This window comes from Streptomyces sp. NPDC003635, assembly GCF_053587635.1.
In genome coordinates this window covers 247,398-261,227 of the sequence record NZ_JBSFOK010000004.1, presented here as the reverse complement: position 1 = coordinate 261,227, position 13,830 = coordinate 247,398, and the positions used below count along the sequence as shown (strand labels likewise).

Here is a 13,830-nt window from a genome sequence, read left to right as displayed (position 1 = left end):
GGTCCGGGGGCGGGCGCAGGTCCGGGGGCGGGCACAGGTCCGGGGGCGGGCACAGGTCCGGGGGCGGGCGCAGGTCCGGGGGCGGGCACAGGTCCGGGGGCGGGCACAGGTCCGGGGGCGGGCGCAGGTCCGGGGGCGGGCGCAGGTCCGGGGGCCGGTGCGTGCGGCGGCATCCGGCCTTCGGCCGGATGTGGGTGGCCGCCCGCACCAGCCGTGCGGCTTTCGTCGTCGCGTGCGGGTGGCCCCGGTGGGGGCTCGCCGGCATCGGCGGCGAACGGGTCCTCCAGACCCTGTGGTTCGTTCAGGTCCGACGGCGTGGCCATGCTCGCCCTCAACCCCCTCACCCGCCTTCCGAGCCCCATGCCCCTACTCCCCCGTGATGGACCCGAAGTCCGTGCCGGAGCCCAGGAGCAGGCCCGCGCCGAGGAGGATCATCGTGGCCGGGACCATGAAGGTGGTGATCATCATCGTGGCCTTGGGGACCGCCCTCGCGGCCTTGCGGCGGGCGTTCTGGGCGTCCGTTCTGCGCATGTCCTTGGCCAGGGCGACCAGGGTGTCCACGATGGGGGCTCCCAGTTCCTCGCCCTGCTGCAGGGCCGTCACGAACATCGCCACCTGTTCCGAGTCGTTGCGGCGGCGCAGTTCCGCGAAGGCCTGGCGGCGGCTCATTCCGAGGTCCATCTGGCGGAGCGTGATGCGCAGCTCGTCCGCCCACGGGCCCTCGTAGCGGGACGCCACGCGGTCCAGGGCCTGCCGGAAGCCGAGGCCCGCGCTCACCACGACCGCCAGCACGTCCAGGAAGTCCGGCAGCGTCCGTTCGATGACGTCCTTGCGTACCCGGATCGCCGACCAGATGCCGACCTCCGTCCAGAACGCGCCGAAGGCCAGCAGCAGCAGCGTCACCAGGTACTGGCCCCGCAGCAGGAACACCAGGCCGCCCACCGCGCCCAGGAAGCCGTACACCGCTCGCCGCGCCGCGTAGCGGTCGATCGTCAGGCCGCCGGGATTGCCCGCGAGGTCGATCTTGCGGCGGTACTTCGCCACCTGCTTCGGGCCCATCAGGCGCAGCACCGCGGGCGCGTAGCGCATGCCCATGCGGTCGATCAGGGAGTCCACCGCGCCGGTGCGCGTGGCCCCCACTTCCAGGGCCAGTCGCAGGTCACCCGGGAGTTTCGCCTCCGCCCGGTACATGCGAACGCCCGCGAACACGCCGTACACGCTCACCGCCATCAGCAACGCGAGCAACCACGTCATCCGTCCGCCCTCCCCCTACACGTCGATCCGCGACAGGCGGCGGATCATCACGAAACCGACCGCGTACAGCGCGAACGCCACGATGACCGCCACCTGGCCCGCCGGTGAGCCCGTCATCCGGTCCAGGGCGCCGTCCTTCACTCCGTTCATCAGGAACAGGGAGCCGATACCGAGGGCGGGGACGGCGTACGAGGTCATGCTGACCTGGGAGAGCTGGGTGCGGATCTCCCGGCGGGTCTCCTTGCGCTCCTCCAGCGTCTCCGTCAGGTTGCGCAGCGCGCTGACCACCTGCCCGCCCGCCCGGTTCGACAGCACCAGGGTCGTCACCAGGACCACCAGCTCGCGTGAGGGGAGGCGGTCCGCCAGCTCGCCCAGCGCGTCATCCATCGACGCGCCGATGGCCAACTGGTTTGCCACCTTGGCCAGTTCCTCGCCGGCCGGGGCCTCCAGCTCCTCGGCCGCCATGCCGATCGCCGTGCGCAGCGCCAGACCCGCGTGGGTCGCGTTGGCCAGGATGCGGGCCAGTTCCGGGAGTTGGTTGATGAAGCGTTCGATGCGTTTCTGGCGCTGCCAGTTCAGGAACTGGACCGCCGCCCAGACGCCCAGCAGGCCCGCTATCGGACCGAAGAAGGGGGCCAGCGTCGACTGGCCGACCAGCCACAGGCCGGCCACCGCCGCCAGCATGTAGACGAAGAACTCCCCGGGGGTCACGTCCAGGCCCGTCGCCGCCAGCCGCAGTTCCAGCCTCCGGCCCGGTTTCGTACGGCGAAGGCGGCGGTCCAGGTTGCCGAAGCGGCGGTGTCGCCCGACCGGCCCGGTGACCTGGCCGGTGGACGACAGGCGGTCGACCAGAGCCTGGCGCTGGGCCCGGCCCGAGGCGTACGCGTGCAGGCCGGCCACCGCGAGGACGCAGGTCAGGAGGGCCACTCCGGTGGTGAGCGTGATGCGGGTCTCGAAGTCCATGCGAGGTCCTGTCCTACCTGGCTTCTCGGACGGCCAGTTCCAGCGGGGACTGGGCCACGCCGAAGGCCTGGGGGATCGGCTGGCTCGCCATGTAGAGGCGGTCCGCCGTCCGTCGTGGGAGGGGGAAGTAGGCGAAGGTGCCGTGGACCCGGCCGTCCGGGGTCATGGGCTGCGCGAGGAAACGGGCCACCGTCGCCAGGCGGTACGGCTCCGATCCATGGCTGTCCAGGACCGCGATCTCGGTGATCCGGCGGGCGCCGTCCTGGAACCGGGTGAGCTGGATGAGGACGTCGACCGCGCTGTTGATCTGGTCGTGCAGCGCCTCGAAGGGGACCTCGACGTCGGACATGGAGGCGAGGGTCTTCAGCCGCATCAGTGCGTCCTCGGTGCTGTTGGCGTGGACGGTGGCGAGCGAGCCGTCGTGGCCGGTGGACATCGCCTGGAGCATGTCCAGGGACTCGCCGCCGCGGACCTCACCGACGACGATGCGGTCGGGGCGCATCCGCAGCGAGTTGCGGACCAGGTCGCGGATGGTGACCCGGCCCTGGCCCTCCACGTTCGGTGGGCGGGACTCCAGCCGGATCACATGGCCCTGCTGGAGCTGGAGTTCGGCCGAGTCCTCGATGGTGATGATCCGCTCCGTCTCGGGGATCAGCCCCGAGAGCGCGTTCAGCAGGGTCGTCTTCCCGGTGCCGGTGGCACCGGAGACGATGATGTTGAACTTCGCCTGCACCAGACCCGCCAGCAGGTACACCATGTGCTCGTCGAGCGAGCCGAGGCCGATCATCTCGTGCAGTGTGAAGGAGCGGGGGAAGCGGCGGATGGTCAGCGTCGCGCCGGTCAGGGACAGGGGCGGGATGATGACGTTCACGCGCTCGCCGGAGGGCAGGCGGGCGTCGACCATCGGGTTCGACTCGTCCACGCGGCGGTTCACCGTGGAGACGATCCGCTCGATGGTCTGCATCAGCTGGTCGTGGGAGGGGAAGCGGAGCGGCAACTGCTCCACGCGGCCGCCGCGTTCGACGAAGATCGTGTCGGGCCCGTTCACCATGATCTCGGTGATCGACGCGTCCTCCAACAGCGGCTCCAGGATGCCGAGGCCCAGCGCCTCGTCGACCACCCGGCGGATCAGCTGCGAGCGTTCGACCGTCGACAGCACCGGGCCCTCGCGGCTGATGATGTGACCGAGGACGCGCTCGAGGCGGGCCCGGCGCTCGGCCGGCGCCAGCGAGCTCATCTCCGCGAGGTCGATCTCCTCCAGGAGCTTGGCGCGGTAGGAGGCGACCAGGTGGCCGTCCTCGCCCCGGCTGCCGTTCTCCTCGGGCAGGTTGATGCGTGACCGCAGGCTCATCCGGCCGGTCCTTCCCCGTCGATCGGCATGGTGGCGGACTTGGTGGCGTCCCCGAAGTCCCAGCCCGGGACCACGGACGGGATGTCGACGGTCGCGGTGACCTGGACCTCGTCGCCGAGCGTGGCGCTGGTGCAGCCGGTGCCGTCGGCCAGCCAGCCGCTCACGGCGGCCTGGCAGTCCGCCGCGAAGGGCCCGTCGAGGGAGGCGCTGCGCGCTCCGGTGCGGGCGGCGGTGCCCGCCTGCTGGCCGGTGTAGGCGATGAGCCCGATCTGTACGGCGGCCATGGCGACCAGGATCAGGATCGGGATGAAGCCGAGGTATTCCAGGGCGACTTGACCCCGGTCACGGGCGCCCCGCCGCGGGTCGCGCCGCTCGATGCGCCGCTCGATGCGCTCGTACGCCATCTCAGTCCCCCTCCTCCACGACCGCCCCCGCGTGTCCGTCGACGTCGAAGGGGAAGCCGATCGCGCCGGGGAAGAGGACCGGCACCTTCAGGTGGACGTCGGCCGTGACCAGGCCGCCGCTCTCCCCGCAGGTCACGTCGGCGCTGCCCTGCCAGGCGTCCGGCAGGTGTGCCAGGCCCGCCGCCTGGCAGGCGCCCTGCCGGTCCTCGGCCGCGGTTCCCGCTCGGGCGGCCATGTCGGCGGCGTTCCCGGCGAGGGAGAACGTGTACCCGACGAGCACGCACTGCCAGAGCAGCACCAGCGTGAGGATGATCAGCGGGGTCATCCCCAGGAACTCGATGGTCACCTGGCCCCTGTCGGAACGCGCGCAACGGCTCATCCGCCACCGTCCTTGCGCCTGCGGAACGACCCCCGCCCGCCCCTGCGGTCCACCTCCGCGGCCTTGACCAGGCCGAGTTCGCCCGCCAGGGTCCACAGGGCCTGCTTGACGGTGCTCTTGACGTCCAGTTCGTGCAGGCGGCCCGCGTCCACCACGCCCTGGAGCTCCTTGAAGGCCGCCGGGACCGCGGTCGCCGCGACCGGGGTGCCGGTGATCTTCCGGACCAGGGACGGCTGGATCTCCGTGCCCCGGGTGTGGCGGTTGACGACGACCAGCGTCTCCTCCGCCTTCCTGATCTGCAGCCGGTCCCACATGCGGACGGCCCGCTTGGCGCCCCGGACGGCGACCACGTCGGGGGTGGTGACCAGCAGCGCCGTGTCGGCCATCTCCACGGCCGCCGCTCCGGCGCCGCTGAGCTGGGCGCCGCAGTCGACGACCACGACCTCGTAGCGGGAGCGCAGGGCGCTGATGATCTGGCGGGCGGCGCGGTCGGTGACCTCCTCGCCGCGTTCGCCGTCGCCGGGGGCGAGCAGCAGGGCGAGCCCGGTGTCGTGCCGGAAGACCGCGTCGGCGAGGACGCGCGGGGAGATGTCGGTGATGGCGGCGAGGTCGACCACGGACCGGCGGAACTGGACGTCCAGGTAGGAGGCGATGTCTCCGGTCTGGAGGTCCATGTCGAGCAGGGCGGCCGTGCGGCCCGAGGCCTGGGCGGCGAGGGCGAGCTGGATGGCGGCGACCGTGGCTCCCACGCCTCCCTTGGCGCCGCTCACCGTGACGACCGTGCCGCCGACGCCGGTGAACACCTCCAGCGCTCCGCCCAGATGCCGTCGTACCCCCGCCGACCAGGAGGCGACCGCCTGGACCCGGCTGGCGAGTTCCTCGTACGACAGGGGCAGCGCCACCAGACCCCGCGCGCCGTAGTCCATGGCGGCCTGGAAGAGGCCGGGCGAGGCGTCGGAGGTGACGAGGATGACCCCGACCGCGGGGAACCGGAGAGCGACCTCGCGGATCAGTTCCAGGGCGGGGACCGGGCCGATGCGTTCGTGGACGACCACCACCTCGGGGAGTTCGTCGACGGACTCGGCGGCCAGTCGGGCGAGGGTGTCGACGAGCTGGGTGGAGTCGATCACCGGGGCGACCGGTTCGGCGTCCGGGAGCTGGCTGAGCAGGGTCGTGATGGACCGGACCGCGTCCGCGTCGCCGACCGCCGGGAGGATCCTCGTGGGCATGCGGGCCTCTCACTTGTCCTTCGCGAGTTCGTACGTCCGGTCCGACTCGGGGACCGTGGCGTTGCTGCCGGGCGCCACCAGCGCGAGCCGGACCCGCTGGGCGAACGACTCGGCGTAGGTGAGGCGCTGGGCGTCGAGGGTGGACAGTGCGAAGGTGATCGGGACGCCGTCGGTGGGCTGCCGGTCGCGGTCGCTCGCGTCGGGTTTCAGCGCGGTCACATCGCCCACGTCGAGAACCCTGGCGTTCGTCACGATGATCTTGGACTGGTCGGGATCGCCGTCCCGTTGCCCCTCGAAGGTGGCGTAGACGTTGACCTTGCTGCCCGGTGTGATCTTGCCCGCCACCCCGGTCGCCGCGTCGATCATGATGGCGACCTCCTGCTGTCCCGCCTCCAGGGCGGGCTTGGCCACGATCATGTCGCTCTGGAGCAGCGAGCCTTCCTTCAGGGCGGTGACCGCGATCTTGCCCTCGACCTCGCGGAGGTCGGTGACTGCGTTGTCCGAGAGCCATCGCTCGGGCATCGAGATCTTCTCGAACTGGTCCGCGCCGAGGGGCGTGTAGGGCTCGACGTCCGACTTCAGCCGGTACGCCGTCACCTCCGGACCGACCTTGGACTCGGCGTCGTCGATGACGGACAGCACGCCGGCGAAGGCGCCGAGGGCGCAGACGACCGACAGGATCAGGAGTATCACGCCGCGGCGCTGACGGGAGTTCATGAACCGTGCAACCTCATTGGGGGAATCGGTCGGGACCGGCCTGAAGGAGCATGCGGGCGGTCAGCCGGCGCGGGTCTCGGGGAGGGGTACGGGCGGGGTCGCCGAGCAGAACACACAGCGGTCGCCGATGACGTCGATGCCGCACCAGTGGCAGGCGGTCCGGCGTACCGAGGTGACGAGCTGGTACAGCACCGACAGGTCGGACAGGTGGGCGCAGAACTCGATCAGCCGGCCCGTCCCCCACCACCGGGCCGACTCGGCGGGCAGCGGGACCTCGCGCAGCCCCTGGACGTTCCAGGACTTGGCGAGGCTGTCGGTGACCCAGTCGGACTGGAGCTGGCCTCTGGCGACCAGCATCCGGGTGCCGAACTCCGGTCCGGTCAGGGCGGCTTCGGGGCCGATCCGCACGAGCTGCGGTTCGGGGTGGGCGAGGACGCCGAACTGGGCGCCGGGCATCCAGGACTTGGCGTGGGACCTGAGGCCGACGGGGACGCGGTCGAGCTTGGCGACGGAGCCGAGGAGCGCGCCGGCGTGGATGTAGTGAGTGAGCAGCCGGCCCGCCGAGGCGAGGACGCCCGGGCTGAGGTCGCAGGAGGCGAGCTGACGCAACTGGCGGGCCAGGACGGCGAGTCCGAGCGGCGGCAGTTCGGGGCGGAACAGGGCGATCCGGTCACTCTCCATGAGGGAGCGGAGGGTGTACAGACGGCGTTCCACGGCGGGGTCGAGCGCCTGGGAGCAGACGACGATGAGGTGGCCGTAGCTCTCGACGATCGCTTGAAGGGCGCTCAAGGACCGCTCGAGGGGCTGGCGGTCCAGGTCCTGGAGCACGACGGCGGGGACGGTGCGTTCGTCGTGCGGTGGCAGCGCCAGGTCGGCACTGGTCACGGCGATGGCAGTTGGCACGCGCGGCTCCCCACTCCCCATGCCCGCCGGCCCGACCGGCGTCACTCCGGTACACCGAGGACACACAGTCGACTTCACTGCGTGACTACCTGAGCACTGTATCCACGGCTCCATGACCGGAGAACAGCGTTTCTGTAGCCAGTAAGGAACTGCCGTTGCACAAGTTGCGCCAAACCGGGGCAGGTTGAGCATCTCGGCGCCCCCTCTTGACAGGGGCATTGGTCTGGACCAACGTTTTGGCATGTCCATACGAAGACGCCCTGGAGCGCGATCGACACGTCTGTGGACGGGAGCCGTCACCCTGGCCCTCGCCCTCTCCCTCGCGGGCACCGGCCAGGCGTCCGCCGCCGATGTCAACAACGCCAAGAACGCCGGCTTCGAGTCCGGCCTGACCAACTGGACCTGTTCCGCGAACAGCGGTACGACCGTCCCCTCGCCGGTGCACGGCGGCTCGGCCGCCCTGAAGGCGACCCCGGCCGGGCAGGACAACGCCCGCTGCACCCAGGCGGTCGCGGTCCAGCCGAACTCGACGTACACGCTCGGCGCGTGGGTGCGGGGCGGGTACACCTACCTGGGTGTCACCGGCACCGGCACCACGGACGTGTCGACGTGGACGCCCGACTCCGGCAGCTGGAAGCAGCTGACCACGACCTTCACCACCGGCGCCGCGACCCGCTCGGTGACGGTGTACACGCACGGCTGGTACGGACAGGCCGCCTACTACGCCGACGACCTCTCGGTGTTCGGCCCGGACGGCGGCGGGGGCGGCGACCCCACCCCGACGATCCCGAGCGCGCCGAACGGCCTCACGGTGTCCGGGCGCGGCTCGTCCTCGATCTCCCTGGCCTGGAACACGGTCTCCGGCGCGACCGGCTACAACGTCTACCGCGACGGCACCAAGGTGACGGCGGTGACCGGAACGTCGGCGACCGTCACCGGGCTCGCCGCCTCCACGTCGTACTCCTTCCAGGTCACGGCGACCAACTCGGCCGGTGAGTCGCCGAAGTCGGCGGCGGTGACCGGGACCACGACGCAGACGCCGACGGGCCCCGCGCTGCCGAAGCACGCGGTGACCGGGTACTGGCAGAACTTCAACAACGGCGCGGCCGTCCAGCGGATCTCGGACGTGCAGGCGCAGTACGACATCATCGCGGTGGCCTTCGCCGACGCCACGGGGACTCCGGGCGCGGTGACCTTCAACCTGGACTCGGCCGGGCTCGGCGGCTACACCGTCGACCAGTTCAAGGCGGACATCAGGGCGAAGCAGGCGGCCGGGAAGAAGGTCATCATCTCGGTGGGCGGCGAGCGGGGCACGGTGTCGGTGAACGACTCCGCCTCCGCGACGAACTTCGCCAACTCGGTGTACGCGCTGATGCAGGAGTACGGATTCGACGGCGTCGACATCGACCTGGAGAACGGGCTCAACGCGACCTACATGACGCAGGCGCTCAGGTCGCTGTCGGGGAAGGCCGGCCCGTCGATGATCCTGACGATGGCGCCGCAGACCATCGACATGCAGTCGACGTCGAACTCCTACTTCCAGACCGCGCTGAACGTGAAGGACATCCTCACGGTCGTCAACATGCAGTACTACAACAGCGGTTCGATGCTGGGCTGCGACGGCAAGGTCTACAGCCAGGGCTCGGTGGACTTCCTCACCGCGCTCGCCTGCATCCAGCTGGAGGGCGGCCTCGCCCCGTCCCAGGTGGGCCTCGGCCTGCCGGCCTCGACCCGGGGCGCGGGCAGCGGCTACGTCTCCCCGACCGTGGTGAACAACGCCCTGGACTGTCTGGCCAAGGGCACCAACTGCGGGACGTTCAAGCCGTCCAGGACCTATCCCGACCTGCGGGGCGCGATGACCTGGTCGACCAACTGGGACGCGACGGCGGGCAACGCGTGGTCCAACGCGGTCGGTCCGCACGTGCACGCGCTTCCGTAGTCGGCGCCGACCACCGTGAAACATTTGCCCGGGCCCACCGCATCAATGAAGTGAGGACGATGCGAGTGGGTTCGGGCAGGGGGATTGGATGAGACAGGGCCGCGCGGGCGCGTCACGCGACACGTCCGAGGAGTACGCGGCGTTCGCCACCGCGCGGGCCGGGCATCTGTACCGGTCCGCGTGTCTGCTCACGGCCGGGGACACGCATCTCGCCGAGGACCTGGTACAGGAGACGTTCGGGCGGCTGTACGCCCGCTGGGGGCGGGTGTCGCGGGTGGGGAATCCCGCCGGGTACGCGCAGACCGTCCTGTCCCGGACCTTCCTCGCCCACCAGCGGCGGCGCAGCAGCACCGAGCGGGCCACGGACGTACTCCCGGACCGGCCGGCGGACGGCGGGCACCCCGACCTCCCGCTGCGGCTGACCCTGCTGGAGGCGCTCGCGCTGCTGCCCGCAAAGGACCGGGCGGTGATCGTGCTGCGGTACTGGGAGGACCGGTCCGTCCAGGAGACCGCGGACGTCCTGAACGCCAGTTCGGCGGCCGTGCGGACGCGGTGCACCCGGGCGCTCGGGCGGCTGCGCGAGCTGCTGGGCGAGGACCTCGGCGAGTACGCGCGGCCCTGACGCCTCGACAACATCCCTGAACTGCGGAGAGACGGTGGTCTGCCATGCCTGTTGAACACGACGAGGAACGTTTCGAAGGGCGGCTCGGGCACGCGCTGCGGGACGCGGTCGACGGCTTCGACGCCGACCGGACCGCGCTCGTCGCCGGGGGCCGGTCCCGTGGACGGAGGCTCCGGCTGAGGCGGCGGGCCGCGGTGCTGGGCGGGGCGGCCGGGATCGCGCTGGTCGGTGCGGGCACGGCGCTGCTGGTGCCCTGGAGCGGTGGGTCCGCCCCGCCGGCGGCCGGGTCCGATGTGGCCGGGCAGCCGTCCGGAACGTCGTCCCCCGCACCCCTGACGAGCCGCGAACTCATCACCACGCTCGAAGGACTGCTGCCCGAAGGGAAGATCAGCGAGCAGCAGGCCCGGGGCACCGAGGACTCGAAACTTCCGCCCTACGTGCGCCTCGTCTACGACGACGGCGAGGGTCCCGGGGCCATCGGCGTCAGCCTGAACCGGGTCGAGCCCGGCAGCGACCAGGCCCGCGAGGCGGTGGCGTGCCCGGACCAGGCGCTGGTCCCGCACGACAGCTGCGTCTCCACCAGAATGGCCGACGGCTCGCTCCTGAAGCTGTTCCAGGGATACGAGTACCCCGACCGGCGCGTCGACACCAAGTGGTGGTCGGCCGACCTGATCACCCCGAGCGGACAGCACGTCTCCGTCAGCGAGTGGAACGCGGCCGCCGAGAAGGACGCGGCGATCAGCCGGAGTGAACCGCCGCTGTCCACCGACCAGTTGAAGAACCTGGTGGCGGCCCAGGTGTGGCGCAAGTACGTCGAGTTCCTGCCCGAGGACACCGGGAAGCCCACGGCGAGCACGCCCGCCGAGCCGGGCACGGAGCCGGGCACCGGGCCGGTCCTGGACACCCTGGTGTCGCTGCTCCCCGAGAACCTGGAGGTCGTCGAGAAGGGCACCGACTACACCTACCTCGTGCTGGACGACGGCAAGGGCAGGAGCTACGTCCAGATCGACGTCCAGCACGGTATGGGGGACATCGCCGGCGACGTCCTGACGGGCGCCGAGACGCTTCCCGACGGCACGCTGGTCGCCGCCCGGAAGACCGGGGGCGACAAGGGCGTCGCGGGCGCCGCGATGTGGACCGCCGACACCCTGCGCACCGACGGTTTCCGGGTCGTCGTCAGCGCCTTCAACGCGGGGAGCCAGCACGACGCGCCGAGCCGCGAGGAGCCGGCGCTGACCCTGGGGCAGCTCCGGGAGATCGCCCTGAGCCCGCAGTGGGACCGGTTCCGCTAGAAGAACTCCGACCACGGCTGGTCCCAGATCTGCTTCACGCACAGGATCAGGAACAGCAGCCCCGCGATCGCCAGCATGACGTTGCTCAGCGGCCCGTTGCGCCACTGGGCGGGCGTGCGCGAGGAGTTGAGCAGCCACATCAGCGTGCCGGCCAGGAAGGGCAGGAAGGCCGCGCCCAGGACGCCGTAGATGATGATCAGGCGGAAGGGCTGGCCCTGGAAGAGCAGGGCGATGGGCGGGAAGGTCAGCCAGAGCAGGTAGGCGCGGAAGGGCCAGGAGCGCTCCCGCTCGCCGGAGGCGACCTCCTCGCCCCTCACCCCGTCCCGCCGCCGGTAGCGCTCGACGAAGTCGGCGAACATCAGGCTCACGCCGTGCCAGACGCCGATCAGCGAGGTGAAGGAGGTGGCGAAGAACCCGATCAGGAAGAACTTCGCCGTCGCGGTGCCGTACTCGTCCGCCAGGATGTCGCTGAGCTGGAGCAGGCCCTTGTCGCCGCCGGCGAGGGCGACGTTCGCCGAGTGCAGCAGCTCCGCGCCGACGAAGAGCATCGACACGACGAAGATGCCGGTGGTGGCGTAGGCGACCCGGTTGTCCAGCCGCATGACCTTCATCCAGCCGGTGTTCGTCCAGCCCTTGGCATTGACCCAGTAGCCGTACGCGGCCAGCGTGATGGTGCCGCCGACGCCACCGATCAGGCCGAGGGTGTTGAGGACGGAGTCCTTCTCGTCGGGCAGGACCGGCAGCAGGCCCGCGAAGGCCTCACCGAGGTTCGGCGTGACCCGGATCGCCAGGTAGACGGTCACGAGGAACATGACACCCACCAGGACCGTCATGACCTTCTCGAAGACGGCGTACTTGTTGAACCAGACGAAGACCAGGCCGACCAGGCCGCAGGCGACGCCCCACCACTCCAGGTCCATCACATCGGGGAACAGCGCCTGCAGGGGCAGCGCGCTGGACGACATCGCCGCGGCGCCGTAGACGAAGCCCCAGATCACGACGTAGCCGACGAAGAACCACGTCGTCCAGCGGCCGAGGCTCGCCCAACCGTCGAAGAGGGTGCGGCCGGTGGACAGATGCCAGCGGCCCGCCGCCTCGGCCAGGGAGATCTTCACCAGGCAGCCGATGACCGCGGCCCACAGCAGCGTGTACCCGAAGCTGCTTCCGGCGATCAGTGTGGCCACCAGGTCCCCCGCGCCGACGCCGGTCGCGGCGACGACGATGCCGGGGCCGATGTGCTTCCAACTGGACTTGCGGGGGGAGGAGTCGATTCCGTCGGCCAGTGTTGCCTGAGGGTTTCCCGAGCTGTCCGCCATACAGATCAAGAAACCGCAGCGGGGCCTGAGGGACAAGAGGGCCGACAGGGGGCGTGAATCAGAGTTCGAACCAGACCGTCTTGCGCTCCCCGTCCTGATGGCACCCCCATCGGCGGGCCAGCGCGTCCACCAGGAACATCCCCCGCCCGCTCTCCGAGCTGCCCGCGTCCAGCACCTGCGGCGTGCGCCGGCCCGCGTCCTCCACCTCGCAGCGCAGTACGCCGTGCGCGGCGGAGAGGGTGACCCGGAACCGGCTCGCCGAGTGCAGCAGCGCGTTGGTGGCCAGCTCGCTCACCAGCAGCTCGGCGGTGTCCAGCACGTCCTCCTGGCCCGCGAGCCCCCACTCCTCCAGCTGCCTGCGCACCGCCACGCGGGCCTCGCGGACCGCGGAGGGGCGGGGGTCGTACTCCACGGTCAGATGACCGGCCCCGACGGGCGGTTGACGGAAAGGGCCGTTCCGGAGTTGCAGCATGATGTCCATGGTGGTCCGGCCCCCGGCGCGGCACACGGGTAGATATACCTGCTTACCTACCTGCGTCCGGGGCGCACTACCCGTACTGCAGGCGTACGGCCGTCCCCCGGTCGTCGTCCCGGACGTCGACGTAGGCGCACACCTGGCGGGCGTACCAGAGCCCCTGCCCCGGCTCCAGCTCACCGGTGGCGGGCGGGACGAACCCGGCGAGCGGATCGGCGACCTGGCGGGCGCCGCGGAGTTCGCAGACGCAGCCGCGCCCCTCGCCCCACATCCGTACCACGGTGACCTGGCCCAGCGCCCCCGCCGTCTCGCCGACGGCCAGCGCGAACAGTTCCGCGTCCGCAGCGCCGAGCCCCCGGCCGCCCGCCCAGGCGCGTACCGCGTCCGCGTCCGGCCGGTCCAGGACGGCCGCGTCGGCGGGGGGCGGTGCCAGCGGTACGGCGTCCAGCTCGGCGGCGAGCCGGACGGGATCCTCGTACACGCCGGTGCCGGGGTGGGCGCGGCGGGCCTCGGCGATGAGCGCGGACCCTGCCGTGCGGGTGTCGTACACGCACAGGGCGGTGGTGGCGAGCGGGGCGAACAGGAGGTTGGCGAGGGCCTCGTAGCGGATCCACTCGGCGCTCTCGCGCGGGGAGCGTCCGGCGCGGCCGCTCCAGACGGGTTCCATGAGGAGGTGGATACGGCCGCCGGGGCCGCCGTGCGCGGCGAGGTAACCGGCAGCCTGCGCCACGGCGTTGGCGGCGGACCCCGTGTACCACTCGGTGTGCGGGACGAGCACCGCGCTGTCCGGCCCCAGGGCGTCCCGCAGCAGGGCCAGCTTCGCGGGGGCGGCGATGGCGACGGGCCTGGGTTCGCCGGGGCTGTCCAGGGCCTCGGTGAGAAAGGGGAGGGCGGCGGCCACGAACTCGTCGTCGGCGCCGAGGACGGTCATGCGGTGGTCGAACGCTGCGGGCTGGCTGCGGCTGATCACGCGGTCCCCTGTCTGT

Annotated in this window: 15 protein-coding genes; 3 read left to right on the top strand and 12 right to left on the bottom strand. The window is 71.3% G+C overall.

Going from position 1 to position 13,830, the window contains the following annotated elements; translation table 11 throughout:
- From ACWDRW_RS06475 to ACWDRW_RS06435, 9 genes are all read right to left on the bottom strand, one after another.
- A partial coding sequence (locus ACWDRW_RS06475; RefSeq protein ID WP_451720931.1) for a hypothetical protein occupies positions 1 to 265 on the bottom strand: 265 nt, incomplete at its 3' end.
- Between the two features lie 101 nt (positions 266 to 366).
- Positions 367 to 1,254, bottom strand: a complete 888-nt coding sequence (locus ACWDRW_RS06470) for a DUF5936 domain-containing protein (RefSeq protein WP_451720929.1) — start codon at positions 1,252 to 1,254, stop codon at positions 367 to 369.
- Positions 1,255 to 1,269: 15 nt separating this feature from the next.
- Positions 1,270 to 2,217 carry a type II secretion system F family protein gene (locus ACWDRW_RS06465; protein ID WP_451720927.1) on the bottom strand — a complete coding sequence of 316 codons (948 nt, stop codon included), beginning with the start codon at positions 2,215 to 2,217 and terminating at the stop codon, positions 1,270 to 1,272.
- 13 nt (positions 2,218 to 2,230) lie between these two features.
- Positions 2,231 to 3,568, bottom strand: coding sequence for a CpaF family protein (locus ACWDRW_RS06460; RefSeq protein ID WP_451720925.1), 1,338 nt, complete (start codon positions 3,566 to 3,568; stop codon positions 2,231 to 2,233).
- On the bottom strand, positions 3,565 to 3,972 hold the full coding sequence (locus tag ACWDRW_RS06455; protein ID WP_451720923.1) for a TadE/TadG family type IV pilus assembly protein: 408 nt from the start codon (positions 3,970 to 3,972) through the stop codon (positions 3,565 to 3,567). The genes ACWDRW_RS06460 and ACWDRW_RS06455 overlap by 4 nt, the downstream gene beginning before the upstream one ends.
- A gap of 1 nt (position 3,973) precedes the next feature.
- Entirely contained in the window at positions 3,974 to 4,351 is a 378-nt protein-coding gene (locus tag ACWDRW_RS06450; protein ID WP_451720921.1) for a TadE/TadG family type IV pilus assembly protein, read from the bottom strand.
- Positions 4,348 to 5,580 (bottom strand): AAA family ATPase, encoded by a 1,233-nt coding sequence (locus ACWDRW_RS06445; protein ID WP_451720919.1) that lies wholly within the window; start codon positions 5,578 to 5,580, stop codon positions 4,348 to 4,350. Before ACWDRW_RS06445 ends, ACWDRW_RS06450 begins: the two co-directional genes overlap by 4 nt.
- 9 nt (positions 5,581 to 5,589) lie before the next feature.
- Positions 5,590 to 6,297 carry a Flp pilus assembly protein CpaB gene (gene cpaB, locus ACWDRW_RS06440; RefSeq protein ID WP_451720917.1) on the bottom strand — a complete coding sequence of 236 codons (708 nt, stop codon included), beginning with the start codon at positions 6,295 to 6,297 and terminating at the stop codon, positions 5,590 to 5,592.
- A 60-nt stretch (positions 6,298 to 6,357) separates the two neighbouring features.
- Positions 6,358 to 7,221 (bottom strand): hypothetical protein, encoded by an 864-nt coding sequence (locus ACWDRW_RS06435; protein WP_451720915.1) that lies wholly within the window; start codon positions 7,219 to 7,221, stop codon positions 6,358 to 6,360.
- Between the two features lie 220 nt (positions 7,222 to 7,441).
- Between ACWDRW_RS06435 and ACWDRW_RS06430 the strand changes: the two genes are divergently transcribed.
- The 3 genes from ACWDRW_RS06430 to ACWDRW_RS06420 all read left to right on the top strand — a co-directional run bounded on the left by ACWDRW_RS06430 (position 7,442) and on the right by ACWDRW_RS06420 (position 11,053).
- Positions 7,442 to 9,139, top strand: coding sequence for a chitinase (locus tag ACWDRW_RS06430; protein ID WP_451720913.1), 1,698 nt, complete (start codon positions 7,442 to 7,444; stop codon positions 9,137 to 9,139).
- Between the two features lie 88 nt (positions 9,140 to 9,227).
- Complete coding sequence (locus tag ACWDRW_RS06425) at positions 9,228 to 9,761, top strand: SigE family RNA polymerase sigma factor (protein WP_451720911.1); 534 nt, start codon at positions 9,228 to 9,230, stop codon at positions 9,759 to 9,761.
- A 44-nt stretch (positions 9,762 to 9,805) separates the two neighbouring features.
- Positions 9,806 to 11,053, top strand: a complete 1,248-nt coding sequence (locus tag ACWDRW_RS06420; RefSeq protein ID WP_451720910.1) for a hypothetical protein — start codon at positions 9,806 to 9,808, stop codon at positions 11,051 to 11,053.
- Here the strand turns inward: ACWDRW_RS06420 and ACWDRW_RS06415 are convergent.
- The 3 genes from ACWDRW_RS06415 to ACWDRW_RS06405 form a co-directional block, all read right to left on the bottom strand.
- Complete coding sequence (locus ACWDRW_RS06415) at positions 11,050 to 12,369, bottom strand: Nramp family divalent metal transporter (RefSeq protein ID WP_451720908.1); 1,320 nt, start codon at positions 12,367 to 12,369, stop codon at positions 11,050 to 11,052. The two genes, ACWDRW_RS06420 and ACWDRW_RS06415, sit on opposite strands and share 4 nt — an antisense overlap.
- A gap of 58 nt (positions 12,370 to 12,427) precedes the next feature.
- A complete protein-coding gene (locus ACWDRW_RS06410) occupies positions 12,428 to 12,841 on the bottom strand; it encodes an ATP-binding protein (protein ID WP_451720906.1) in 414 nt (137 codons plus the stop codon).
- A gap of 76 nt (positions 12,842 to 12,917) precedes the next feature.
- On the bottom strand, positions 12,918 to 13,814 hold the full coding sequence (locus tag ACWDRW_RS06405; protein WP_451720904.1) for an anti-sigma factor RsbA family regulatory protein: 897 nt from the start codon (positions 13,812 to 13,814) through the stop codon (positions 12,918 to 12,920).
- Between the last annotated feature and the right edge of the window lie 16 nt (positions 13,815 to 13,830).